Consider the following 23575-nt stretch of genomic DNA (forward strand, 5'->3'; position numbering starts at 1 on the left):
GGACGACTGTGGCGGAGGTGGACGGGAATCGAACCCGCCAGACCGAGATGCTCGGTCTCACCGGTGTTGAAGACCGGGGGGACCACCAGGAACCCTGACACCTCCGCCGCCACGCTATAACGCGGTGGGCGACGGTGCCGTGGGGACCCCGGCAGGTGCCGGCGTGGACCGTTCGCGGCGTGGCGGCCACGGGTAGCCGGCAGGGCCCGTCGCGGCCTGCCGACATACAGTCGGCTCATGACGACCACGGCCGCACCGGTCCGACTGACGCAGTTCGCCCACGGGGGTGGCTGCGCGTGCAAGATCCCGCCCGGCGAGCTCGAGGACATGGTCCGAGGGCTCACCGGCGTGCCGTCACCGGACCTGCTCGTCGGACTCGACGACGGCGACGACGCGGCTGCCGTACGGGTGCAGGGCGACCTCGCGGTGCTGGCCACCGCCGACTTCTTCACCCCCGTGGTCGACGACGCCTATGACTGGGGCCGCATCGCCGCCGCCAACGCGCTCTCCGACATCTACGCCATGGGTGGCCGCCCCGTCGTGGCCGTGAACCTCCTCGGGTGGCCCCGCGACGTCCTGCCCGCCGAGCTGGCGGCGGAGGTACTGCGCGGCGGGCTCGACGTCGGCCGGCTCGCCGGGTGCCCGGTCGCCGGGGGCCACAGCATCGACGACCCGGAGCCCAAGTACGGCATGGCGGTCACGGGGGTAGCGCACCCGGACCGCCTCCTGCGCAACGACGCCGCGCGCGCCGGCCTGCCCATCTCCCTCACCAAGCCGCTCGGGGTCGGGGTCCTCAACAACCGGCACAAGGCCACGGGTGAGGTGTTCGCGCACGCGGTCGCCTCGATGGCGGCTCTCAACGACCAGGCGTCGCGTGACGCCCTGGCCGCAGGGATCCGGGCCGCCACCGACGTCACCGGTTTCGGCCTCCTCGGCCACCTGTTCAAGATGGCCCGCGCCTCGGGGGTGACCGCGGTGGTCGACGCCGCCGCCGTGCCCTATCTCGACGGGGCGCGGCAGTCCCTGCGCGACGGGTTCGTCCCCGGCGGCAGCCAGCGCAACCTCGCGTGGGTCCGCCCCCACCTCGACGCCACGGTCGGTGAGGACGAGCTGGTCCTGCTCGCCGACGCCCAGACCAGTGGCGGGCTGCTCGTGGCCGGCGAGGTCCCCGGCGGCACCGTGGTCGGCGAGCTCGTCCCCCGCGGCGAGTCGGTTCTGGTCGTCCGGTGACCGCCACGGGCGTCGACGCGCTCCTGGCCCGCGCCCGCGCCGGGCTGGACCGGCTCACGCCGCACGCGGCGTACGAGGCGGTGCAGGCGGGCGCCCTGCTCGTGGACACCCGGACCGCGGCCCAACGCGAGCGCCAGGGCGACCTGCCCGGGGCGCTCGTCATCGACCGCACGGTCCTGGAGTGGCGGCTCGACCCCTCGAGCCGCTGGCGCATCCCCGAGGCCGACGACCCCACCCGGCTGGTCGTCGTGGTCTGCCGGCAGGGGTACAGCTCCAGCCTCGCCGCGGCGTCGCTGCGCGAGCTCGGGCTGGACGCGACCGACGTCGTCGGCGGGGTGGAGGCGTGGCTCGACGCGGGTCTGCCGACCCACGAGGGGCCGGCAGACGTCCGCGAGTAGCCGAGGGCGCGGTCAGGCGCCGGGCCTCAGGCCTCCCGGGCGACGGCGACGTCGTGGGACGCCGGCTTCCTGGTGACGAGCGGCACGAGCAGGCCTGCGAGCGCGATGATGCCGACCACGGTGAACCCGAGCGTGTACGCCTTGTCCTTGCCGATGAGCGCGGCGATGAGCAGCGGCCCGATGACGCCGCCGAGGCTCCAGCCGATGAGCATCAACCCGTAGATCGCCCCGGCGTTCTTCACGCCGAAGAATCGGCCCGCCGTCGAGGGCATCGTGCCGAACGCCCCGCCGTAGCAGGTGTAGACGAGCGCAGCGAGGACACCGAACAGGGCAGCCGACGACGCGTGCGGGATGAGCAGGAGGCACACGCCCTGGATGCCGAGGATGCCCATGAACGCCGGCATCTTGCCGATCCGGTCGGACAACCAGCCCCAGAGGACGCGGCCACCGCCGTTGAAGAGCCCGAGCACTCCGACGAGGGTCGCGGCCGCCGCCGTCGACATGCCGGCCACCTCGTTCATGCTCGCGGCCGCCACGGAGATCAGGGAGATGCCGGCCGTGACACTGATCGTGAGGATGAGCGTGAGCAGGTACCACTGCGGGGTGCGCAGGGCCTCGTCCGCGGTGAAGTCACGCGCACCGGAGACGGGGTCGACGTCCGGCCTCCCCCGCGTGGCCGGTGCCGAAGCACCCGTCGCCGCGGATGCGGCCATGCCCGGCGGGGTCCACCCGGCAGGCGGGTTCTTGAACAGGCTGGCGCCGATGAGGATCGCGACGAGGTAGCCGATGCCGAGCGGCAGGAACGCCTTGGTCGGCACGTCAGGCGTCTGCGCGATGAGCCGCTGCCCGAGGGGCGCGGTGATGACGGCCCCGAACCCGAAGCCCGCGACCGCGATGCCGGTGATGAGCCCCGGCTTGTCCGGGAACCACTTCTGCAGCATGGCGATCGGCACGATGTAGGCCATGCCGAGCCCGAACCCGCCGAGCACGCCGTACCCGAGCACCAGCAGCCAGAAGGAGCTCGCGGTCGAGAACGACGCGAGCAGCACTCCCACGCTGTAGAGCACGCCACCGGTCAGCGCGACCACCCGCGGCCCCCGGCGGTCCTGGATGCGCCCGCCGATGAAGCTGCCGAGGAAGATCATCCCGATGGCCACCTCGAAGGGCACGGTGGCCTGGGCCTTGGACCAGCCGAACGCCTGGTCGCTGGTCAGGGCCTTGGAGAACACGCTCCAGGCGTAGACGGCCCCGATGGCGAGCTGTACGAGCACGCCGGCGACGAGGATCAGCCAGCGGTTGCCCGGTGTGTCGCCCCCGGCGGGGGTGGCGGCCCGCGAGGCCTGCGTGGTGCTCTCGCTCATGTCGTCCCTCTTTCCGCCCGTGTGGGTCCGGGCCCCTGCGCGAGCCGCCGGTCAGCGGCCCGTCGTGATCGAGTCGTGCGTCTGCCCGCGGCGGCGCCGCTCCTCCAGGCGCTCCTTCTGCGGCGTGACGGTGTAGCGCGGGTCCTTCGCAGACTCCATACCCGCCTCGAACACGCCGAACCGCGTGAGGACCGACCCCGCCATCAGGGCGAGCCCGCTGATCCCTGCCACGGCACGGTTGCGGCCGAACAGGGCCGCGCCGACCGCGCCCCCGGCCGTGAGGACCTTGGCCGCCTTGAGCATCTGGCCCGCGCGGCCCTCGTGGAGGGGCTCGGCGACGACGGGGTGCATCCGGCGTTCCATGAGCTCGGAGGCGCCCAGCTCGACGACGGCACCGATGGTGGCCAGCCGGCGCGCCGGGCCGTTCTGCTCCGCGGGAGAGACGACCAGCGCCAGGCCCGCGGCCGCGGCGTTGGCCGAGCCCACGAAGACGAACGGCAGCTCCTTGTAGGACTCGCGCCAGGTCGGCGTCGTCGTGTCGGCCAGGAGCACCGCGGTGTAGGCCGCGAGCGGCATGGAGAACGCCGTCGTCCCGGCGGTGGCGACGGGGTCGACGCCGCGAGCGAGCCGGGCGAGCCACGAGCCGTGTGGCAGCACCGCGCCCGCCACCTCCGTCGCCGCGGCAGCGCCGGCGAAGGCGCCGAACCCGGTGAGGATCCACGACCCGACCGACATGGGCGAGGTCAGCTTGGCGACGCGCAGCATGTTGAGCGCGCGCTCGGGCCGGCCGAGGTCCTTGGCCAGCGCCACACCGCCGAGCGCCACCGAGGTGAGCGCGGCGAAGCGGCCGACCCTGCGCAGCGCCGGGCGACCGGTGAGGGCACCCCCGGCCCCGACGAGGCCGGACCCGCCGGCGAGGCCGCCGAGGAAGAGGTAGGCAGCGATCTCGTGGCCCCACGGTGCCGGCTTGACGACGTTGTGGCCGTAGTAGCTCGTGAACTCGGCGTCGGGGACGAGCACCGCCTCGTCACGGCGGCGACGGCCGCTGCCGTCACCGCGTCGCCGCTGGCTGCGCGGGGTTTCCGGAGGGCGGTCCGCGTCGAACGGGTTGGTGGTCACCGGCGCCTCCCAGCGAATGCAGCCACGGCCATGCCGAGCATCGCCACCGCGGCGATGCCGGCCTTGCGGAACATGTCGGGCAGGTCGGCGGTGGGGACACGCGGGTCCGGCGGCAGGCCGTAGACCTCCGGCTCGTCGAGGAGCAGGAACACCGAACCGGTGCCACCCACCCCGTCGTGGGAGTTGGCGCCGTAGAGGCGGGCCTCGGTGAACCCGTTGTCGTGGAGCACCTCGACCCGGTCCCGGGCGGTGTCGAGCATCTCGGCCAGCGTCCCGAACTTGATGGAGGTCGTCGGACAGGCCTGCGCGCATGCCGGCGTCTGGTCATGGCCGAGTCGGTCGTAGCAGAGCGTGCACTTCTGGGCGACGCCGACGTTGCTGACCACGCCACCACCGCGCTTGTCGCCGCGCTCGTCCTCGCGCCGCTCGATCACGCCGAACGGGCACGCCGCGACGCAGTAGCCGCAACCGTTGCAGACGTCGGCCTGCACCACGACGGTGCCGTGCTCGGTGCGGAAGAGGGCCCCGGTGGGGCACACGTCGAGGCAGCCGGCGTGGGTGCAGTGCTTGCAGACGTCCGAGGCCATGAGCCACCGGAAGTCGGGCAGGGTGCCGGTCGCCTCGGCGGTGCGGGCGGCTGCGGCCATCGCGTCGAGCGAGCCGTCGTCGGCGACCGCGGTCGGCACCACGCCCTCGAGCCCGGCCGGGGCCGTGCCGCTGGCGCCGGAGGGGTGGGCGTGCGGCGCGTCCGGGGGCCGCAGCGCCGGCATGCCGAGGTCGACGAGGCGCCGACCGGAGGCTCGTGCCTCCTCGATGCGGTCGGCCGTCTGCTCGACGAACGCGACGTGCCGCCAGGTGCTCGCACCCAGCGCACCGGTGTTGTCGTAGGAGTTGCCGGTCAGCGACAGCCCGTCCTCCGGGATCGCGTTCCACTCCTTGCACGCCACCTCGCAGGCCTTGCAGCCGATGCAGATCGAGGTGTCGGTGAAGAAGCCCTTGCGGGGTTCGGGCTCCTCCCAGGCCGCGTCGTGGGACGGGTCGGTCGGTCCTGCGAGCTGGTGCTGCCAGAACCCCATCAGGCGTCCGCCTCCTTCGACGAGCCGGTGGACCCGGCGTGGGTGGTGCGCAGCTGGTTGCTGCTCTCGACGGTCACTCCCGCACGCGACTGGTACTCCTCCACCAGCTGCAGCAGCGCCTCGCCCTGGGGTCGCCGCCCGGGGACGATGTCGCACGACCCGGCCTTCGACTCCTGGATCTGGACGTTCGGGTCGAGCGCGATGCCGAGCAGGTCGTTGGCGGCGTCGCCGGACACGACGGCGTCGCGCCCGACACCCCAGTGGTAGGGCAGGCCGACCTGGTGGATCGTCCGCCCGCTGATGACCAGCGGTGTCATGCGCTCGGTGACGAGCACCCGCGCCTCGACCGCCGACCGGGCCGACACGATCGTCGCCCAGCCGCCGTTGACCAGCCCCCGCTCGGCCGCGAGCTCCGGCGAGACCTCGCAGAAGAACTCGGGCTGGAGCTCGGACAGGTAGGGCAGCCACCGGCTCATGCCGCCCGCGGTGTGGTGCTCGGTGAGCCGATAGGTGGTGAAGACGAACGGGTAGACCTCGGCGCCCGGCTCCACGCCGGACGGGCTCCACAGGTTGTCCTTGCGGGGGAACACCCTGCGGGCCGGGTTGGACTGCTGCCCGTAGAGCGGGTTCTGGACCGGGGACTCCTGCGGCTCGTAGTGGGTCGGCAGCGGCCCGTCGAGCATCCCCTTCGGGGCGAAGAGCCAGCCCTTGCCGTCGGCCATCATGACGAACGGGTCGTCCCCGGCCAGCCCGTCGGGGCCGCCGGTGCCCGGCTCCGGGCGGTACGAGGGCGCCTTGCTCTTGACGAAGTCGGGGGTGTCGATGCCCGTCCAGGTCTGGTTCTCCTCGTCCCACCAGACGTACTTCTTGCGCTCGCTCCACGGCTTGCCCTCGGGGTCGGCCGAGGCGCGGTTGTAGAGGATCCGCCGGTTGTCCGGCCACGCCCAGCCCCACTCCTGGGCGGTCGGGCCCTGCTCGCGCCCGGGCTTGCGGTTGGCGGACCGGTTGACCCCGCCCGCGTAGACACCGGAGTAGATCCAGCAGCCGGAGGCCGTGGAGCCGTCGGCCTTGAGCTCGGTGTACATCCCGGCCAGCTCGCCGGCCTTGTCACCGGTGAGGTGGCGGCCGTTGATCTCCTGGAGCACGGCCTCGCTGCTGATCTCGCCGTCCTCGTCCAGCGGGTAGTCCCAGGTGAGGTCGAGCAGCGGGCGGTCGCGCGGGTCGTCGGAGTCCGCCAGCTTGGCACGGATGCGGTTGCCGAGCTCGAAGAAGAACTCCAGCTCGCTCTGGCAGTCGCCCGGCGGGTTGACCGCCTTGTGCCGCCACTGCAGCAGCCGCTGCGTCTGGGTGAACGTGCCTGCCTTCTCGACGTGGGAGGCCGGCGGGAGGAAGAACACCTCGGTGCCGATCTTCTCCGTCTCGAGCTCGCCGGTGGCGATCTCGGGGGCGTCCTTCCAGAACGTCGCGGACTCGATCATCTGCAGGTCGCGGACCACGAGCCACTTGAGCTCGGCGAGCGCGAGGCGCTGCATCTTGGCGTGGGCCGAGCCCACCGCGGGGTTCTGCCCGAGGAGGAAGTAGCCCTCGACCTGGCCGTCCCGCATCGCCATCGTCGTCTGGTAGGTCCCGTGGGCACCGCTGAGCCGTGGCAGGTAGTCGAAGGCCCAGTCGTTCTCCTTCGTCGCCGCGTCGCCCCACCACGCCTTGAGCAGGCTCACGGCATACGCGTCGGCGTTGGCCCAGAAGCCCTTCTGCTGCTTGTTGGCTATCGCCCCGACGTAGTCGTCCCACGTGTCGTGGTTGCCGACCATCGGCATGGCGAGGTAGCCGGGGAGGAGGTTGTACAGGGTCGGGATGTCGGTGGAGCCCTGGATGCTCGCGTGGCCGCGCAGCGCCATGATCCCGCCACCCGGACGGCCCATGTTGCCCAGCAGCAGCTGGATGATCGCGGCCGTGCGGATGAACTGCGCCCCGAGCGTGTGCTGGGTCCAGCCGACGGCGTAGACGAACGCCGAGGTCCGGTCGCGGCCGCTGTTCTCGGTGATGGCCCTGGCCACGTAGTGGAAGTCGTCCACCGAGATCCCGCACACCTCGGACACCATCTCCGGGGTGTACCGGGCGTAGTGCCGCTTGAGGATCTGGAAGACCGTCTGCGGGTCCTGCAGCGTCTCGTCGCGCTTGACCCTGGCGTGCTCCAGGGCCGGCCCGCCGGAGCCGTGCTCGTCCCCCGCGGAGCGCTCGGACTTGCTGTGGCCGTGCTCGTGACCGGCAGCCGGTCCACCGATGGTGCCGGGCGAGGCGTTGCTGCCCTCACCCTCGGTGGCGTAGGCCCAGCTCGACGGGTCGTAGTTGTTGAGCTTGTCGTCGTAGCCGGAGAAGAGCCCGTCGAGCTCCTCGGTGTCCTTGAAGTCCTCGCTCACCAGCGTCGCCGCGTTGGTGAACGCGACGACGTACTCCTTGAAGTACAGCTCGTTGGCGAGGATGTGGTTGATCAGGGCGCCGAGGAACACCACGTCGCTACCGGCACGGATCGGGACGTGCTTGTCCGCCGTCGCCGAGGTGCGCGTGAACCGTGGGTCGATGTGGATGACCTTGGCGCCACGCAGCCGCGCCTCCGTCACCCACTGGTAGGCCACCGGGTGGCACTCGGCCATGTTGGAGCCCTGGATGACGATGCAGTCGGCATTCGCCAGGTCCTGCACGTACTGCGTCGCGCCGCCACGTCCGAACGAGGACCCCAGACTGGGGACCGTGGAGGAGTGTCAAATACGGGCCTGGTTCTCGATCTGTATGGCGCCCGCGGCGGTGAACAGCTTCTTGATGAGGTAGTTCTCCTCGTTGTCCAGCGTCGCGCCACCGAGCGAGGCGATGCCCATCGTCCGGCGCAGCGGCCGTCCGTGCTCGTCGTGGTCCTGCCAGGTGCGGCGCCGGCTCTCGATGAACCGGTCGGCGATCATCTCGGTCGCGGTGTCGCGGTCGAGCGGCTCCCACTCCGTGGCGTGGGGACGGCGGTAGAGGACCTTCGTCTGCCGGCCGGGGCTGTTGACGAGCTGCTCACTGGCCGAGCCCTTGGGGCAGAGCCGTCCGCGGGAGATCGGCGAGTCGGGGTCGCCCTCGATCTGGACGACCTTCTCGTCCTTGACGAAGACCTTCTGGCCGCAGCCGACGGCGCAGTAGGGGCAGACGCTCTGGACGACGCGGTCGGCCGTCGAGGTGCGGGGCTCGAGGTCGCGGGTGCGCTGGGAGGTGACCGCAGGGCCCCGACCGAGGAAGTCACCGCTGCTGAGCTGGCGCACCACCGGCCAGGACAGGAACGTCCGTTTCGCGTCCATCGCTCCTCCTCGAGTGAAACCTGCTCCGACCTTGCCACACGGCGGCGCGAGCGGCACGTCACAGATGTCATGGATTGGGGGCCCCGACCTGCGTGTCCTCCTCAGGAACCTCTCGGGAGGTGCCCGTAGCATCCCTTCGTGCCCCAACGCCCAGAACCCGAGCCGGAGCCGGCTGACCCGGGCTTCCCGGATGACGCCCGCCGGCCGGTCCTCGGCCGCAGGACCGTGCTCGCCATCGGCCTGACGGGAATCTCGGGAGCAGCCCTCGCCGGGTGCAGCACGGGGCCCGCAGACGCACCCGCCGCCGCTCCCACCTCCGCCGGGACAGGAGCCACGGCCTCCCCCACGCCGAGCAGCACGGCTCCCCGGCCCACCACCTCCGGCGCGGGCACCCAGGGACCGCCCGCGGTGGCGCTCAGCTCCGGTCCCGACATCACCCACGGGCCGCGCACCGGCAACCACGTCGCGCTGACCTTCCACGGCCAGGGCCCGGAGTCCATGGCCCGCGACATCCTCGCCTCCTGCGCGAAGGCCCGTGCCACCGTCACCGTCTTCGCGGTCGGCACCTGGCTCGAGCAGTACGCGCACGTCGGCCGTGAGGTCGTGGCGGCGGGGCACGAGCTGGGCAACCACACGTGGAGCCACCAGCAGATGAAGCAGCTGTCCAGCGCCCAGGCCGTCGACGAGGCGGTCCGCGGCGCGAAGGCGCTCAAGGCTGCGGTCGGGACCGCGGGCTGGTGGTTCCGGCCGTCGGGCACCCAGCACAGCACCGCCACCATCCGGGCCGCCGCGGCCACCGCCGGCTACCACCGCTGCGTGTCGTACGACGTGGACCCGGAGGACTTCAAGGACCCCGGCGCCGAGGCCGTCCGCGCCCGGACGTTGGCTGCGGTGCGGCCGGGGTCGATCGTGAGCCTGCACTTCGGCCACCAGGGCACCGTGGACGCGCTGCCCGGCATCCTCGCCGGGTTGCACGCCAAGGGCCTGCAGGCCGTGACCCTGTCGACCATGTTGCGGGAGCAGTGATGCGACCCCTCGCCCGCGGCCTCACCCTGGCCCTGCTCGTCGCCACCGCCGTCACGGGCTGCGCCGGCTCGGACGGGGGACACTCCTCCCCGTCGGGCGCCACGCCGTCCGGCAGCTCCACGCGCCGCGACGCGGCCGACGCGAGCACCGGGACGCCCGCGCCGTCCCCCTCCAACGTGTATGCCTCCGCGGGCGCCGGCGCGCTCAGCCCGGTCGCCCTGAAGGCGCGACAGATGGTCTACGTGCCCAACACGATGAGCAACACCGTGCAGCTCATCGACCCACGCACCTACCGGGTCGTCGGACGGTTCTCCACCGCTCGCGAGCCCCAGCACGTCGTGCCCTCCTGGGACCTGAAGACGCTCTGGGTCAACGCGGACCTCGGCAACACCCTGACGCCGATCGACCCCGTCACGGGGAAGGCCGGGCGCCCCGTCCCTGTCGAGGACCCGTACAACCTCTACTTCACGCCCGACGGCAGGCACGCCCTCGTCATGGCGGAGCGCATGCACCGCATCGACGTCCGTGACGCGCACACGATGAAGCTGCAGCGCTCGCTCCGGGTGCCGTGCGCAGGCATCAACCACGCCGACTACTCCGCCGACCTGGGCTTCCTCGTGGCCAGCTGCGAGTTCAGCGGGAAGCTGCTCGTCATCGACTCGAAGGTCACCAGGGTCCGCAAGGTCATCGACCTCAACGCCGTGCACACGCCCGGTGCGACGTCGCCCGAGGAGGCCATGGCCATGCCGGGCAGCCCCAAGAACGGCCTGCTCCCCGGCGCCAGCTCGATGCCCCAGGACGTGCGCCTCGCCCCCGACGGCCGGCACTTCCTCGTGGCCGACATGCTGCGCAACGGCGTGTGGGTGATCGACGCGCACACGCTGAAGGTCAGCCGGTTCCTGCACACCGCCCTCGGTGCGCACGGCCTGTACCCCTCCAGGGACGCCAAGCAGGTCTACGTCTCGAACCGCGACGCGGGCAGCATCACCGTGCTCGACTCGGCCACCCTCGCGACCAAGGCCGTCTGGAAGATCCCGGGCGGGGGCTCTCCGGACATGGGCGGCGTCACCGCCGACGGGTCCCAGTTGTGGCTCGCCGGCCGCTACGACGGCGTCGTCTACGTCATCGACACCACGACGGGCAAGCTGCTGCACCGGATCCGCGTCGACTCGGGCCCGCACGGGCTGTGCGTCTGGCCGCAGCCGGGGACCATGAGCCTGGGCCACACCGGCAACATGCGCTGACCGCCCTGACCGGCCCGACCCCGGCCGCTACCGGATGAGGAAGCGCGCGATGCCCGGCTGGCTGGTGTTGTTGACCTTGGTGAACTCGCCCAGGGCGTAGAGGTTGCCGCCCGCGGTGGTGAGGTCCCAGACCCCGAAGGCCGAGTTGAAGGTCGCGAAGGACCGGGCCGCGCCGGTGCCGTCGTCGACGACCACGGTCTTGCGGGACGAGAAGTCGACCAGGCAGCCGGTCGACGCGTCGGAGCGGGGCAGGCAGACGTTGTTGAAGTGGCCACCGCCGTAGATGTCGCCGCCCTGGGTCTCCACCGACTGGACGTTGCCGTCGGTCTTGACCTGCCAGCGCTGCGCGCCGCTGCCGAGCGAGGTGGCGTAGACGGAGTTGCCGGCCGGCAGGTGGCCGCCGGTGCCCAGGTAGACGCCCGTGTCCGTCGCGGTGATGTCGAAGACCTGCGAGTCGAAGGCGAGCTTCGGGTCGTAGGGCTGCACGGCACCCGAGGCGTCGAGCAGGGCGACGTAGCTGCGGGCCGCGCCGCCGATCGTGGTGAACTTGCCGCCCACGTAGACCTGGCTGCCGCTCGCCCTGACCACGTGCACGAGGCTGTTGGGCGCGGGGTTGAAGGACTGGACGACCGCGCCGGTGACCGGGTCGAGCGCGGCGAGGTGCTTGCGCTTCACCCCGTTGACCGCGGTGAAGCCGCCCCCGATGTAGAGCGTGCCGTTCGCGTAGTCGAGGGACTCCACCGTCGAGGACACGTTGGGGTGGAAGCTGCTGACGACCTGCCCCGAGGCGGTGACGGCCGCGAGGTTGGTCCGGGCCACGCCGCCGACGCTGGTGAACGAGCCACCGATGTAGATGGTGGTGCCGTCAGTGGCCAGGGCGTAGACCTTCCCCTGGACGTCGGCCTTGAACCCGGGGTCGCGAACCCCCGTGGCGGCGTCGAGGGCCGCGAGGCCGGCCATCGCCGTGTTGTCGACCCTGGTGAAGCTGCCCCCGATGTAGAGGCGGCTGCCGGCCTGGACCGAGTTCAGGACCGGGCCCGTCGCGGTCGAGGACGGCGCCGGGGTGGTGCCCACCGCGGCGAAGGCCGGCGTCGCGGCCACCAGGGCCAGGGCTGCGCCGACGGCGACGGTGGCTGCAGGACGTGTGCGCATGAGGACCTCCGAGACAACTTTCCCGCACCCCATCGGGGCCGACCACGCGTGCGGCTGGTGGCTGTCCCGGACTCTAGGGCCGCACCTGCCCCTGCCACCCCGGCCAACGGAGGTACCTCGCATCTACGTCACAGGACCCCAGATCGTGACGAATGCAGGAGGACGAGATCCGACACCTGGTGGAGGGCCACGCCGCGACCCGCCGCGTCCCTACCCGATCGGTTCGACCCACGCGGACCGCCAGTCCGGGGGGTCGGACTTCTCGGTGTAGTACCGGGTCTCACGCTCGACCAGCCCGTCGTCGTCGACCTCGAACACGACGACCACGCACCACGGACCCTGTCCGTAGTCGAGCTCACCCTCCAGGACCCAGCTCCGTCCGGCGCCCACGACCCTGCGGACCCGGACCGCCTGCGGAGGGGTCGGGAACGCCTGCTGCATCGAGCGCATGGCGTCACGACCGCGGATGCGCTCCCCCGACTGCGGCATCTCCATGACGAACTCGGCCGACCTGAGCTCGTACTCCTCGTCGGGGCTCAGGCCGCTCCCGTCGGCGATCCCGAGCATCCGCTCGAGCCCCTCGCGCATGGCGACCGCGTCGTCGTGCGCGACCGCCTGCCGGAACAGCTCCTGCACGGTTGGCTGCGCCATGGCTGTACCTCCGATCCCCGGCCACCCCGTCGGTGACCGTGCCGCGTCAGACCCCGGTCCGGGGTCCGGCTCACTCCTTGCGGACGATGTCGACCGAGACCTCCACCGCGGCGACCCGGCCCCGGTTCTCCAGCCAGTGGGTGGTGGCTCGGTCCTCCGGCCAGCCCGGGCCGGGCCCGTACTCGGTGGCTGTCCCGTCGCGGTGGTCGGTGATGGTGCCCTCGAGGACGAAGACGGTGCCGGGGCGCCCCCGGTGGTCGTGCACCGGGCCGAAGACGCCGCCCGGCTCGATGGTCACCTTCCGCATGCGCAGCTGGTACCCGTCGAGGCCGTCGATCTCCCGACCGAGGTCGATCGTGGCGAGCAGCTCGACCGCGACCCCCTTGGCCTCGTGGGCCCGCTCCTGCTCCTCGCCCATCGCGCTCTCCTCTCACGCCCGGACCGGGTACCGGCCGGACCGGGCACCGGCCGGACCGGGCACCGGCCGGACCGGGCACCGGCCGGACGCGACACCACTGCTTCCATCTTCGCGCGGTGGGCAAGCCCCATACGGCGTACGCCGTCCTCATGCCCGGGCGATGACCACCGCCTGCGCCTCACGCTCGTGGCCTGCTGCCGCGCGCTCGAGGCGGGCCACCACCTCCAGGCCCGCCGTGGCAAGGGCGTGCACCATGTCGTCCGACGTCCGGTTCCAGCGGTGCAGGACGATGTCGTGCCCCCGGCGCCGGTAGCTCTCGGACACGTCCCGGACACCCTCGCCGCACTGGAAGGCCACCAGCAGGAACCCGCCCGGGCGCAGGACGCGGCGCATCTCGCGCAGGGCGCTGGGGAGCTCCGCGTCGGGGGCGTGGATGGTCGAGTACCAGGAGAACACGCCGTCGAAGCAGCCGTCGGGGAAGGGCAGGTCGGCGATCGAGGCCACCTGGGCGGGGTACTCCGCGTGGTCCAGATGGCTGCGGCGCACCATCTCCGGCGACAGGTCCACGCCCTCGACCCGGCAGCCGTGACCGGCCAGCACGGGCATCATCCGGCCGGCCCCGCACCCTGCGTCGAGCACCCTCCGCTCCCCGGGGAGCAGCGAGGCGAAGTGCCCCACCACGGCGAGCTCGACCGGCAGCTCCGGCTCGGTCGAGCGGAAGTGGTCGGCATACGTGTCGGCGACCTCGTCGTACGCCGACCGCACTGCGGGCTCGTCCTGGGAGGTGGTCACCGCCGAAGTCTGTCGCACCCCTTACCCGGTCCGGTGACACCACGGCCGCGCCTGGGCCACAATCGCTCGCGAGGTGCCGACGAGCGACCCGGGGGGCAGGCAGACGATGGACACGCGCGAGACGTCATACGTGGCAAGGCCGCTCACTCCCGAGACGTGGCCGGACTTCGCACGGCTGGTGGAGGCCAACAACGGGGTGTGGGGCGGCTGCTGGTGCATGGGTTTCCACCCCGAGGGGGTCGGCAGAGGCCACACCGCAGAGGGGAACCGCGAGGCCAAGCAGGCTCACGTGCGCAGCGGCACGGTCCACCAGGTCCTCGTCTACGACGGCGACGAGTGCGTCGGCTGGTGCCAGTACGGCTCGCCGGCCGAGCTGCCCACGATCAAGAACCCCAAGGCGTACGACGCCGAGCTGGTGGAGCTGCCGGACTGGCGCATCGGCTGCCTGTTCACCGGTCGCGGCCACCAGCGCAAGGGGGTGGCCCGTGCGGCGGTGACCGCAGCGCTCGCCGCCATCGAGCAGGCCGGCGGTGGCCTGGTCGAGGCCTACCCCGAGCAGGTCGAGGGACGGGACCCCCAGCGGGGCAGCTACCTGCACACGGGTCCGGAGACCCTGTACGCGGAGCTCGGGTTCGAGCGCGACCGCCGCATCGCGAAGTGGCGCTGGGTGATGCGCCGCCGCGTGCCGGGTCCCGACTCCCGCGGCTGAGCACCGCCGGCCCCGGGAGCGCGGCGGGTAGCGTTGCCGTGATGCCTCGCCTCCTCCACCTCAACGGGCCGCCCGGGATCGGGAAGTCCACGCTTGCCGCCCTGTACGTCGACCGGCACCCCGGCACCCTCAACCTCGACATCGACACGCTGCACCCGCTCGTCGGCGGGTGGCGCGACCCGGACAACCGCACGCACGAGGTGCTGCGCCCGGTCGCCCTGGCCATGGCGGCGACCCACCTGCGCGGGGGGCGTGACGTCGTCCTCCCCCAGTTCCTGGGTCGGGTGGACGCCATCGAGGCGTTCGAGCGCGCTGCCCGGGGTGAGGGCGCGGAGTTCGTCGAGGTCGTCCTCATCGACGACCGCAGCAGGGCGGTCGAGCGCTTCGACCTGCGCGAGGACGACTCGGCCTGGGGGCGGCACAACCGGCAGGTGGTCGACGAGCTCGGCGGCGCCGAGGCGCTCGCGGAGATGTACGACCGGCTCGTCGCAGCGGTCGAGCAGCGACCGCGTGCGGTGGTCGTCGAGAGCGAGTACGGCGCCGTCGAGGAGACCTACGCCGCCCTGGTCCGCTCACTGCCCGACGTGCCCCCACCTGCGTGAGGACGCAGTCCGCCTTTCGCGAACCGGCCCCGGGGCCGCGGCACGTCACGGTAGGTTGACCCGCTGGTCCAACCGAGGGGGAGACTCGTGCGACGTCACACAGCGGCAGCGACCGCGCTCACGGCAGGGCTGCTCGTCAGCCTCACGGCCTGCCAGGCCGAGCCGCCTGCCCGTGCCCTGCGCTACGGAGGCGATGCGGTGGACCTGTGTGTGCCCACCCCGGCCGGGCGGCAGCTCACCTACGCGAACGACGCGGTGGAGAACACCTCCGGTGACGCCGTCACCATCGAGAAGGTCTCCCTGGTCGGTGCGCACGACGCACGCGCGGTCGACGCCTACCTCGCCCCGATCGTCGACCGGACCCTCATCGGCACCGTGCCCGGCTGGCCGCCGGTCGATCAGGCGAGCACCGCCTTCGACAACAAGGTCGCCCTCCCGGCGCCGCTGGCGTCCCGGGAGTCGGCCAACCTCGTCGTCCACCTCGACGCGGGCGAGGGTGCCACGGTGCAGGCCGTCGAGGTCACCTACCGGCATCGGGGACACAACGTGACGGCCCGGAACTCGACCTCGCTCAGCCTCAAGCGCACCTGCTGACCGGAGGACGTTCGCCCCTGGTGGCGTGGCCACGCGGCTGGCAGCGTGAGAGGTGCGGAAGGAGGTGTGTCATGAGACTCACGCTTCGCGATTATGTTGCGACAGTTCTGGTTGCGGCTATCGGTATCCCATACGTCGCCTTCCTGATGAACAACGATGTGCTGTTCGTCAAGGACGAGCGCGGGATGTCCGCAGTCGGCCTCATCCTGGGCGCCGCCGCGTTCCTCGTGCTGAGGAGCGGCAACGCGCACGACAGGATGGGAACCGTCGAGACGGGTGCGTCGATCGTGTCCCTGGCGCTGGGCATCGTTGCCCTGGTGTTCGCCGAGGCTGGTTCAGCAGCGGTGCTGCTGGCCGTCTTCATGGGTTCGATCGCCGTCGTGTGGCTGCTCGAGCTTGCTGACCATGCCGGCTTGGTGCACGTCCACGCAGCACCCATCACCCACGGCTGACGCCGACCCACCTCGGCGAGCGTGCGACCCCGTCGCCCGCTCGCCGAGTCGTGCTGTTGACGGTGTCCGTCCGGTCCTCGGCACCACGGCCACCTGGGGTGTCCGGCCGCAGGGAGCGCTCACCCTCACCGACTCCCGGAGCGTGGAGGCGCACCCCTTGACCGGCCGGCACACCGGGAACAGGCCCCTCCCTGTCGCGCTGCGCCCGTGGCCACGCTCATCGTGGTCTGCGCACGCGGATCGGACCCTTGAACCTGCTGGGGTCGACGACCTGTCCGCCCTGCGTGATCTCGGCGCGTCCGGCTGCCACCAGGCGTCGAGCGGCCATCCGCGCCGGCTCCATCAGCGCGGACCAGTCGTCAGCGCCGACGGCGCGAGCCGCCTCCGAGGGGCACACCGAGGCACTGGCCGACCGCCCGTCCAGCAGGGACTCCAGGGAGGCCTCGAGCTCCCGGTCGACATCGCCGAGTCCGTGCTTGCGGCAGTTGTCCGAGCACCAGCGCACCGAGTCCCAGTCGCGAGCCCAGGCCTTGCGCCAGGTGATGGTCCGGCCGCAGCGAGCGCAGGGCTTGGACGGCAGTGGAGGACGGGCCATGCCTCCAGTCTGCCCCGGGAACCCCAGATGGGCGCGGCGCCAGCGACGACCCGAGCGCCGTCCGCCCGGGCGGCACCGGTGGTGGGTGAGGGCAGCACACGATGTTGAGTACGGCCGCCCATGCTGACCGCCGTGATCGCGTGCTCCCATGGCTCATGGGAACCGACCGGCGGCCGGGCGCCGCACGTAGCGTGATCAGCCTCGGCCACCTGCTGGTGGGCGGGGTCGCACTCAGCTTCGCCGGCACGATGGTCGTCGCCGGCCGAGAGCCAAGCGCCGAGCTGGGCGCCGTCTTCGTCGGCCTGGGGCTGTCGCTCGCGCTGGCCGCCACGCTCTTCACCTGTGCGGCAGTCGTCGGTCTCCTCCGTCTACGCGAGGGTCGTGGCGGCCTGCTGTCGCTGGTCCTCAGCATCGTCGAACTCGCCCTCGGGGCTGCTCTGGCCGTGGCCCTGGCCGTCGCCGTCCAGGGCTATGGCGCCTTCGAACCCTGGCGCTCTCCACTCCTGGTGCCGTCGGGAGTGCTCGTGGCTCTTGGCCTTGCAGGACTTCGTGTCGAGCTCGTAGCCCGCCGCCCGGAAACGGGCTGACCTCAGTAGTCCACCCCGGCCACCGGGATGGTCAGCGGCGCCAACCACTCGGCTCGCTTGGCGTCGCCGAGGATCTGGTCCACGTCACAGTTGAAGCGGTCGACGCCCATGGACATGCACAACAGCACCGTGCTCAGACTCCTGATCGGCTCCGTCCACTTCACCAGGACCTCAGCCGGGACGGACGCACGGATCACCTCGACCTGGCTCAAGCCGGTTCGCCTACCCCTCCACGAACCGCCCTGCACCATCCACACCCCGGCCGCCGCCATCTCCTGGCAGGTCCGCCGGATCTCCTCGTCGGTCAGCTCTTCGGTGGCGATGAGTGTGCGAACCCTGGCCCCCAACGGCGCCACCACCGTCTCGACCAACCGCCTGACCTGGTCGACCACCTCCTGGCCCCCTCGGTGCTCCAGGCGCGCCTTGGTGATGACGTACGCGACCTCCGTGGCTCCGCGCCGTACGAAGTCCTGAGCATCTGCCTGCATGGTGTCGCCATCCAGGCGGTCCGTGTCGCGCTGGTACCAGCCCAGCGCTGTCACCACGCCAACCCCGGAACCTTCAACCGCAGCGGACGCCACTTCGAGCTGATCCGGGCGAACGAGCACGCCTGCGACGCCCTGACGAGTCGCCTCACGGCACCCGTTCTGCAGCGCGGCGGCGCTCAAGTCGGTGGAGTACAAGGCCTTGTCCAAGCGGGCCGCGAGGTCCGCGATGATGATGACCTGACGCTCGACGCGCTGCCGCTCGGGAAGTGACGGGTGAGAAGTCAAGGGCCAGCCCTCCAGTGACCTTGAGTCACGCCCCAGTCATGGGGCGCATCCACAGCCTAACCACAGGAATACGACATTCCGCCGCGACCGGGTCGCCAGTTCGAGCCATGGGATCGTCGAGAGCGCGTCGTCCGGGAAGGGCTGATGAGTCGCGCCGTCGCCCAGCAGCAGAAACGCCCCCCAGTTGCCTGGGGGGCGTTGTCCGAGCCGCCTATCGGAATCGAACCGATGACCTATTCATTACGAGTGAATCGCTCTGGCCGACTGAGCTAAGGCGGCAGGTGCCCGAAGGCACGGACGATGAGTATACGGATCCGGCGGGCAATCTCCGAACCGGGGCCGCCGGGCCGCCACGAACCCGCCGCCGACCCGCCGCGGGACCGGCCTGCGCCCCGTCGGGGCTCAGCACTTCTTCCCGTCCTGAGGGACCTTCCCGCCGGTGTAGTAGTCGTTGATGGCGTTGTCGATGCAGCTGTTGGAGCGGGCGTAGGCGGTGTGGCCGTCACCGTCGAAGGTCAGCAGCGAGGCGTTGGACAGCTCCTTGCGCAGGCGCACCGACCACTCGTACGGCGTCGCCGGGTCGCGCGTCGTCCCCACCACGACGATCGGGCCGCTGCCCTCGGCAGAGATCGTGTGCGGCGCTCCCCCGCCCTCGGCGGCCTTCACCGGCCACTGGCCACAGACGAGGGAGCCCCACGCGAGGAACGGACCCCACGTGGGGGCGACGGTGGCGTTGTCCCTCGCCCGCTGCTCGTACACGGCCGGGTCGGGGCTGTCGGGGTTGTCCAGGCACGAGATCGCGTAGAAGGCCTCGAGCAGGTTGCCCGCGTAGGTGCCGTTCTGGTTGCGCTGGGCGTACTGGTCGGCGATCTTCATCAGCTCGGTGCCGTCGTTCTTGCGGACGACCGCCGTCAGCGCGTCGGTGAGCGTGCCCCACGAGCCCTGGTCGTACATCGCCTGGGCGATCCCGGTGGCGGCCCACCCCTCGGTGAGCTGGTTGAGCTTGCCGTCCTTCATGGGCACCGGCTGCTGGTCGAGTCGCTCGAGCAGCGCACGCATCCCCGACATGACCTCGTCGACCGACCCGCCCAGCGGGCAGTCGCCCTGGTCGACGCAGTCTGCGGCATACGCCCGGGTCGCCCGCTCGAACCCCTCCGCCTGGCCCTTGGAGACCTCGGCGGAGGTGAGGTCGGGCGGCAGCACGCCGTCGAGCACGAACCGTCCGACGAGCTCGGGGAACAGGTCGGCGTAGGTCGCACCGAGGTAGGTGCCGTAGGACTTGCCGAGGTAGTTGAGCTTCTCGTCACCGAGCGCCGACCGCAGGACGTCCATGTCGCGCGCGGCGTCGACGGTCGACAGGTGGCTGGTGAGGGCGCCCGTGCGCTGCAGGCACCCCTGCGCGAAGGCCTTGCCCGAGGCGGCGAGGGCCTGCTCCTCGGCCGTGTCGTCCGGCGTCGGGTCCTGCCCGAGGAAGGCGTCCATCTCCCGGTCCGGCAGGCAGTCGACCGGCTCGGACCGCTGCACCCCCCGCGGGTCGAAGCCCACGATGTCGAACCGCTGCCGCACCGGCTTGCCGACGATGAAGTCCGCAGCCCGGGCATAGTCGATGCCCGAGCCGCCGGGGCCGCCCGGGTTGACCACGAGCGAGCCGATCCGCTGCTTCGGCTTCGTGGCCCGCATCCGCAGGACCTGGATGGTGATCGAGGCACCGGCGGGCTTGGCGTAGTCGAGCGGCACCTTCAGTCCCGCGCACTCCCCGATCTGGCACTTCTCCCAGGCCAGGCTCTGGCCGTAGTAGGACGCGAGCGCCTCGGACCCGGCCGGGGGCTTCCTGGCGGCGGACGACACGGTGGTCGGCGTGGACGAGGACGAGTCGCCACCGTCGAGCACCGAGCACCCTGACAGGCCGACCGTCGAGACCATGGCCGCCGCCAGCAGCACCCGTGCGCGAGAAGTCATGTGCCCGACGCTATCCCGGCTCAGCGGGGCACGCGCAGCGAGATGGCCATGGCCTCCAGCGCCAGCAGCGGGGCGACGTTGAGCCCGATCCGCTCGCGCGCGGTGCCGATCGCGTCCATCGCGCCGAGGAGCTGCTCCGGGCTCATCGACCGCGCGAGCGCCTGCACCTCGCGCATGCTGTCCTGGTTGACGAGCCCGAGGGCGGCACCGCTGTGCACGACGAGCGCGTCGCGGTAGACCGACAGCAGGTCGACGAGCGACCGGTCGAGCACGTCGCGGGAGTGGCGGGTCGCCCGCGCCTTCTGCTCCTTCTCCAGCCCAGAGAGCTGGCTGCGGATGTGCGGCGGCTGGGTCCGTGCCGAGGGGTCCGCGCCGAGCAGCTCCATGAGTCGCTGGCGCTCGGCCACGTCGCGCTCGGCGGCCGCGGCCGTGGACTCCTCGTCGGCGATGGACGCGAGGTCGGCCGCCGCGCCCACCGCGTCGCCGACGCCGTGGATCTTGCCGGCCAGGGCGATGACGTCGCGACGGCGGATGCGGGCACCCTCGTCCCGCGCCAGCCGCCTGGCGAGCCCCACGTGGCTCTGGGCCGCACGCGCGGCATACATGGCCATCGGCATCTCGATGCCGTCACGGCGGTGGAGCAGCTCGGCCACGGCCTCGACGGGCGGCGTACGCAGCCGCACGTGCCGGGAGCGGGAACGGATGGTGATGACGACGTCCTCGAGGGAGGGGGCGCACAGGATCCACACGGTGCGGGCCACCGGCTCCTCGATCGCCTTGAGGAGCGCATCGGCTGCACGCTCGGTGAGGCGGTCGGCGTCCTCGACGATGATGACCCGCCACGGGCCGACCGAGGGCCGCAGCGCCGACATCGCCGCGAGCTCACGGGCCTGCTCCACCTTGATGGACAGCCCCTCGGTGGCGACGAGGTCGACGTCGGCGTGGCTGCCGTCCATCGCGGTGCGGCACTCGCGACACTCGCCGCAGCCGCCGAGCGGGCACTGCAGCGCCGCGGCGAACGCCCGCGCGGCCACCGAGCGCCCCGAGCCGGGCGGTCCCGTGAGCAGCCAGGCATGGGTCATCGACCCGGGGTCGGAGACCGCCCGCTGGAGCGTGGTGACCGCGGTGTCCTGACCGATGACGTCACGCCAGACGCTCACGGCAGCACCCCCATGGAGCGCAGCCGCTCCACGACCGCGGCGTGGATGTCCTCGGGGGACTCGGTGCCGTCGACGACGAGGTAGCGCTGCGGGTTGCCCTGGGCCATGGCGAGGTAGTGCGCCCGGATCGCCTCGTGGAAGGCGTCCTCCTCGGCCTCGAGGCGGTCGTGGACCTGCCCCCGGCGACGACGGCCCTCCTGGGCGGAGATGTCGACCACGACGGTGAGGTCGGGGACGAGCTCGTCGACGGCCCACATGTTGAGGTCGTGGATCTCCTGCGCACCGAGGTCGCGGCCGGCGCCCTGGTAGGCCACCGAGGAGTCGGTGTAGCGGTCCGTGAGCACGACCTCGCCACGATCGAGCGCCGGACGGATCAGCTGGTCGACGTGGTGGGCCTTGTCGGCGGCGAAGAGCAGGGCCTCGGCCCTCGGCGCGACGTGGGCGCCGTGGAGGACCAGGTCGCGGATCTGGTGGCCGAGCTCGGTGCCGCCGGGCTGCCGGGTGACGGTCACGGTCCGGCCCGCTGACTCCAGCGCCTCGCGCAGCAGGGACACCTGGGTGGACTTGCCGGCGCCGTCGCCACCCTCGAAGGCGATGAAGAGTCCGTCGGTCACGCAGGTGAGCCTAGGCGGTCCCGGCGACAGGGGTGAGGCGCGGGCGCACCGGTGTGGACTCCGGTGCCCCCGCGCTCCCGTCCGGGACGGCTACTGCTTCTTCACCGTCAACGTGGCCTGGGTCAGGCCCGGGGACGTCGCCGTGAACGAGTACTGGGTCCAGTTGCCGTTGTCCTTGAAGCTCCACTGCCCGCTCGAGGTCGCGGGTCCTGCGGCCGGGATCGTGAGGGTCTGTGCGCCCGCAGGGGTGCCCCCGCTCGGGGTGGGGGCACTGACCGTCACGGTGCGGCTCGCTCCGAGGTCACTGACGATGTTGCCCAGCCCGTCGGTCACGCTGATGGAGCCCGTTCCAGCGATGTTGTTGCCGATCGTCGCCGTGCAGGTGAAGAAGCACGTGCTCGCAGGCTGCACCTGGCCCTGGGCGGTGAAGGTGGTCCAGGCCAGCCGTGTCCCCGACCCGGCATTGACGTTGACAGCTCCGCTCGTCCCGGTGAGGGAGGCGAGCGTGGAGTCGGTCACCGTGACCGTCTGGGAGCCCGCCCTCACCGGCGTGACCGAGATGGTCGCCGTGCCGTTCGTGAAGGAGGCCGAGGACGGCACCGTGGCCGTGGCGCCGCTCGGGCTGGCCTGTAGGCCGGTGACGGTGACCGACTTGGCACCGGTGTAGCCCGGGTAGGTCGAGAGGGTGACGGTGAACGGGGTCCCCACCGTCGCCGTGCTCGGCGCCGAGACGGTGAACGTGTTCTTCAGCGTCACGCCCACCGGGGCGCTCGTCGTGGTGTTCCCGGCGACGTCCGTCGCGACGACCTGGAGGGAGTACGAGCCGTCGGCGAGGCCGGCGGTCGACCAGGACGTCGTCCAGCTGCCGCTGCTGACGGTCGGCGTCGCGATCGTGGTCCAGGCCCCGATGCCGAGGCGCTGCTGCACGCTCAGGGCCGCGATGCCCGAGCCGGTGTCTGATGCCGTACCCGAGACGGTCACGGATCCGCCGAGGGTCGCGCCGGCGGCCGGCGAGGTCACCGCTGCCGCCGGTGCGACCTTGTCGACCTGCACGACGAGGCTCTTGGGCGCCTCGGCATTGCCGGCGGAGTCCTTCGAGAAGAACCTCACGGTGGCCGAGGCGGTGAGGCCGAACGCGCCGGTGTACGCGGTCGAGGCCGTCGTCGGCGTGCTGCCGTCGGTGGTGTACCAGGTGCCCGCGACCCCGCTGGCGTCGGTGGCGGTGAGCGTGACCGTGACGTTCCCGGTGTTCCACCCCGCAGCGTTCGGTGCGGGTGACGTCGAGGCGGTCGTGACGGGCGCGGTGGTGTCGGCGCTGGGGACGGCGACGGAGGTGGTGGCCGGCACGGGCGACTCCCACGTCGAGCCGGCCAGCACGGCGTACACGGCATAGGTGTTGGTCTGGCCGGCGACCGGCGCGGTGTCGGTGCACGACCCGCTCGCACCGGTGACCGTGCAAGCGGTCGCGACCGCTGTCGGCGAGGTGCGGGCGACGCGGTACCCGGTGGGGGCCGGCCCACCCATCGGGGCGGAGACCGTGAACGTCACGGAGGAGGCGCTGACACCGGACGTGGCCACCGACGGCGTACCCAGCGTCGCGGCGCGGGCAGCAGCGGTGGCTGCCGTCGAGGGGACCGAGAACCAGGCCCACGCGGGCACGGCGAGGCCGAGCACGGCGAGCGCGGCGACGGCGCCGCCGAGTCCGGCACGGCGGGAGGTGCGGCTCATCCG

The 23575-nt window shown here is 72.0% G+C and carries 23 protein-coding genes and 2 tRNA genes; 9 read left to right on the forward strand and 16 right to left on the reverse strand.

Annotated elements, in window-relative coordinates; translation table 11 throughout:
- Positions 1–9: 9 nt before the first annotated feature.
- A tRNA-Sec gene (locus ABEA42_RS01570) sits at positions 10–105 on the reverse strand.
- Positions 106–237: 132 nt separating this feature from the next.
- On the opposite strand from ABEA42_RS01570, the gene selD reads away from it, so the two are divergent.
- Together selD and ABEA42_RS01580 are read left to right on the forward strand one after the other, a co-directional pair.
- On the forward strand, positions 238–1230 hold the full coding sequence (gene selD / locus ABEA42_RS01575; RefSeq protein WP_345500685.1) for a selenide, water dikinase SelD: 993 nt from the start codon (positions 238–240) through the stop codon (positions 1228–1230).
- Positions 1227–1628: a rhodanese-like domain-containing protein gene (locus ABEA42_RS01580; protein ID WP_345500687.1), complete on the forward strand. Its 402-nt coding sequence runs from the start codon at positions 1227–1229 to the stop codon at positions 1626–1628. The genes selD and ABEA42_RS01580 overlap by 4 nt, the downstream gene beginning before the upstream one ends.
- 26 nt (positions 1629–1654) lie before the next feature.
- Here the strand turns inward: ABEA42_RS01580 and ABEA42_RS01585 are convergent, their stop codons facing one another.
- The 4 genes from ABEA42_RS01585 to fdh are packed head-to-tail and all read right to left on the reverse strand — an operon-like array spanning position 1655 to position 8516.
- Positions 1655–2989: an L-lactate MFS transporter gene (locus ABEA42_RS01585; protein ID WP_345500689.1), complete on the reverse strand. Its 1335-nt coding sequence runs from the start codon at positions 2987–2989 to the stop codon at positions 1655–1657.
- A 51-nt stretch (positions 2990–3040) separates the two neighbouring features.
- Positions 3041–4108 (reverse strand): NrfD/PsrC family molybdoenzyme membrane anchor subunit, encoded by a 1068-nt coding sequence (gene nrfD, locus ABEA42_RS01590; RefSeq protein ID WP_345500690.1) that lies wholly within the window; start codon positions 4106–4108, stop codon positions 3041–3043.
- Complete coding sequence (locus ABEA42_RS01595) at positions 4105–5184, reverse strand: 4Fe-4S dicluster domain-containing protein (protein WP_345500691.1); 1080 nt, start codon at positions 5182–5184, stop codon at positions 4105–4107. Before ABEA42_RS01595 ends, nrfD begins: the two co-directional genes overlap by 4 nt.
- Positions 5184–8516, reverse strand: a complete 3333-nt coding sequence (gene fdh / locus ABEA42_RS01600; RefSeq protein WP_345500692.1) for a formate dehydrogenase — start codon at positions 8514–8516, stop codon at positions 5184–5186. The genes ABEA42_RS01595 and fdh overlap by 1 nt, the downstream gene beginning before the upstream one ends.
- 138 nt (positions 8517–8654) lie before the next feature.
- Between fdh and ABEA42_RS01605 the strand changes: the two genes are divergently transcribed.
- A complete protein-coding gene (locus tag ABEA42_RS01605) occupies positions 8655–9542 on the forward strand; it encodes a polysaccharide deacetylase family protein (RefSeq protein WP_345500693.1) in 888 nt (295 codons plus the stop codon).
- Positions 9542–10786 carry a YncE family protein gene (locus ABEA42_RS01610; protein ID WP_345500694.1) on the forward strand — a complete coding sequence of 415 codons (1245 nt, stop codon included), beginning with the start codon at positions 9542–9544 and terminating at the stop codon, positions 10784–10786. Before ABEA42_RS01605 ends, ABEA42_RS01610 begins: the two co-directional genes overlap by 1 nt.
- A 27-nt stretch (positions 10787–10813) precedes the next feature.
- Here the strand turns inward: ABEA42_RS01610 and ABEA42_RS01615 are convergent, their stop codons facing one another.
- The 4 genes from ABEA42_RS01615 to ABEA42_RS01630 form a co-directional block, all read right to left on the reverse strand.
- Entirely contained in the window at positions 10814–11938 is a 1125-nt protein-coding gene (locus ABEA42_RS01615) for a hypothetical protein (protein ID WP_345500695.1), read from the reverse strand.
- Between the two features lie 210 nt (positions 11939–12148).
- Positions 12149–12589, reverse strand: coding sequence for a hypothetical protein (locus ABEA42_RS01620; RefSeq protein ID WP_345500698.1), 441 nt, complete (start codon positions 12587–12589; stop codon positions 12149–12151).
- A gap of 70 nt (positions 12590–12659) precedes the next feature.
- Positions 12660–13007 (reverse strand): cupin domain-containing protein, encoded by a 348-nt coding sequence (locus ABEA42_RS01625; protein WP_345500699.1) that lies wholly within the window; start codon positions 13005–13007, stop codon positions 12660–12662.
- Positions 13008–13154: 147 nt separating this feature from the next.
- Positions 13155–13799, reverse strand: coding sequence for a class I SAM-dependent methyltransferase (locus ABEA42_RS01630; protein ID WP_345500700.1), 645 nt, complete (start codon positions 13797–13799; stop codon positions 13155–13157).
- A 130-nt stretch (positions 13800–13929) separates the two neighbouring features.
- Here ABEA42_RS01630 and ABEA42_RS01635 point away from each other — a divergent pair, with 130 nt between their 5' ends.
- The 4 genes from ABEA42_RS01635 (at position 13930) to ABEA42_RS01650 (ending at position 16156) form a co-directional block, all read left to right on the forward strand.
- The gene (locus ABEA42_RS01635; RefSeq protein ID WP_345500701.1) at positions 13930–14508 is read left to right on the forward strand and encodes a GNAT family N-acetyltransferase; all 579 of its coding nucleotides are present in this window, start codon (positions 13930–13932) and stop codon (positions 14506–14508) included.
- Between the two features lie 41 nt (positions 14509–14549).
- Positions 14550–15110 carry an AAA family ATPase gene (locus tag ABEA42_RS01640; RefSeq protein ID WP_345500702.1) on the forward strand — a complete coding sequence of 187 codons (561 nt, stop codon included), beginning with the start codon at positions 14550–14552 and terminating at the stop codon, positions 15108–15110.
- 87 nt (positions 15111–15197) lie between these two features.
- Positions 15198–15704, forward strand: a complete 507-nt coding sequence (locus tag ABEA42_RS01645; RefSeq protein WP_345500704.1) for a hypothetical protein — start codon at positions 15198–15200, stop codon at positions 15702–15704.
- Positions 15705–15775: 71 nt separating this feature from the next.
- The gene (locus ABEA42_RS01650; protein ID WP_345500705.1) at positions 15776–16156 is read left to right on the forward strand and encodes a hypothetical protein; all 381 of its coding nucleotides are present in this window, start codon (positions 15776–15778) and stop codon (positions 16154–16156) included.
- Between the two features lie 217 nt (positions 16157–16373).
- Here ABEA42_RS01650 and ABEA42_RS01655 read toward each other — a convergent pair whose 3' ends face one another.
- Positions 16374–16751, reverse strand: coding sequence for a DUF2256 and DUF3253 domain-containing protein (locus ABEA42_RS01655; RefSeq protein WP_345500706.1), 378 nt, complete (start codon positions 16749–16751; stop codon positions 16374–16376).
- A gap of 155 nt (positions 16752–16906) precedes the next feature.
- Between ABEA42_RS01655 and ABEA42_RS01660 the strand changes: the two genes are divergently transcribed.
- Entirely contained in the window at positions 16907–17338 is a 432-nt protein-coding gene (locus tag ABEA42_RS01660; RefSeq protein WP_345500707.1) for a hypothetical protein, read from the forward strand.
- Positions 17339–17340: 2 nt separating this feature from the next.
- Here ABEA42_RS01660 and ABEA42_RS01665 read toward each other — a convergent pair whose 3' ends face one another.
- The 6 genes from ABEA42_RS01665 to ABEA42_RS01690 form a co-directional block, all read right to left on the reverse strand.
- Complete coding sequence (locus ABEA42_RS01665; RefSeq protein ID WP_345500708.1) at positions 17341–18111, reverse strand: hypothetical protein; 771 nt, start codon at positions 18109–18111, stop codon at positions 17341–17343.
- Positions 18112–18316: 205 nt separating this feature from the next.
- A tRNA-Thr gene (locus ABEA42_RS01670) sits at positions 18317–18390 on the reverse strand.
- 123 nt (positions 18391–18513) lie between these two features.
- Positions 18514–20070 carry an alpha/beta hydrolase gene (locus tag ABEA42_RS01675; protein WP_345500709.1) on the reverse strand — a complete coding sequence of 519 codons (1557 nt, stop codon included), beginning with the start codon at positions 20068–20070 and terminating at the stop codon, positions 18514–18516.
- 20 nt (positions 20071–20090) lie between these two features.
- Positions 20091–21230 carry a DNA polymerase III subunit delta' gene (locus tag ABEA42_RS01680; RefSeq protein WP_345500710.1) on the reverse strand — a complete coding sequence of 380 codons (1140 nt, stop codon included), beginning with the start codon at positions 21228–21230 and terminating at the stop codon, positions 20091–20093.
- Complete coding sequence (tmk, locus tag ABEA42_RS01685; RefSeq protein WP_345500711.1) at positions 21227–21844, reverse strand: dTMP kinase; 618 nt, start codon at positions 21842–21844, stop codon at positions 21227–21229. Before tmk ends, ABEA42_RS01680 begins: the two co-directional genes overlap by 4 nt.
- Before the next feature lie 90 nt (positions 21845–21934).
- On the reverse strand, positions 21935–23572 hold the full coding sequence (locus ABEA42_RS01690; protein WP_345500713.1) for a chitobiase/beta-hexosaminidase C-terminal domain-containing protein: 1638 nt from the start codon (positions 23570–23572) through the stop codon (positions 21935–21937).
- Positions 23573–23575: the final 3 nt, after the last annotated feature.

Origin of the sequence: Pedococcus ginsenosidimutans (genome assembly GCF_039544395.1) — a bacterium.
In the GTDB taxonomy this organism is placed as follows: domain Bacteria; phylum Actinomycetota; class Actinomycetes; order Actinomycetales; family Dermatophilaceae; genus Pedococcus; species Pedococcus ginsenosidimutans.

Excerpts from the sequence above, each read along its gene's own strand:
- ABEA42_RS01620 (WP_345500698.1), bottom strand. The coding sequence starts at position 12,589 with ATGGCGCAGCCAACCGTGCAGGAGCTGTTCCGGCAGGCGGTCGCGCAC.
- ABEA42_RS01690 (WP_345500713.1), bottom strand. The coding sequence starts at position 23,572 with ATGAGCCGCACCTCCCGCCGTGCCGGACTCGGCGGCGCCGTCGCCGCG.
- ABEA42_RS01585 (WP_345500689.1), bottom strand. The coding sequence starts at position 2,989 with ATGAGCGAGAGCACCACGCAGGCCTCGCGGGCCGCCACCCCCGCCGGG.
- ABEA42_RS01615 (WP_345500695.1), bottom strand. The coding sequence starts at position 11,938 with ATGCGCACACGTCCTGCAGCCACCGTCGCCGTCGGCGCAGCCCTGGCC.
- ABEA42_RS01625 (WP_345500699.1), bottom strand. The coding sequence starts at position 13,007 with ATGGGCGAGGAGCAGGAGCGGGCCCACGAGGCCAAGGGGGTCGCGGTC.
- ABEA42_RS01675 (WP_345500709.1), bottom strand. The coding sequence starts at position 20,070 with ATGACTTCTCGCGCACGGGTGCTGCTGGCGGCGGCCATGGTCTCGACG.
- selD (WP_345500685.1), top strand. The coding sequence starts at position 238 with ATGACGACCACGGCCGCACCGGTCCGACTGACGCAGTTCGCCCACGGG.
- ABEA42_RS01650 (WP_345500705.1), top strand. The coding sequence starts at position 15,776 with ATGAGACTCACGCTTCGCGATTATGTTGCGACAGTTCTGGTTGCGGCT.
- ABEA42_RS01640 (WP_345500702.1), top strand. The coding sequence starts at position 14,550 with ATGCCTCGCCTCCTCCACCTCAACGGGCCGCCCGGGATCGGGAAGTCC.
- ABEA42_RS01595 (WP_345500691.1), bottom strand. The coding sequence starts at position 5,184 with ATGGGGTTCTGGCAGCACCAGCTCGCAGGACCGACCGACCCGTCCCAC.
- ABEA42_RS01610 (WP_345500694.1), top strand. The coding sequence starts at position 9,542 with ATGCGACCCCTCGCCCGCGGCCTCACCCTGGCCCTGCTCGTCGCCACC.
- ABEA42_RS01655 (WP_345500706.1), bottom strand. The coding sequence starts at position 16,751 with ATGGCCCGTCCTCCACTGCCGTCCAAGCCCTGCGCTCGCTGCGGCCGG.
- ABEA42_RS01660 (WP_345500707.1), top strand. The coding sequence starts at position 16,907 with ATGGGAACCGACCGGCGGCCGGGCGCCGCACGTAGCGTGATCAGCCTC.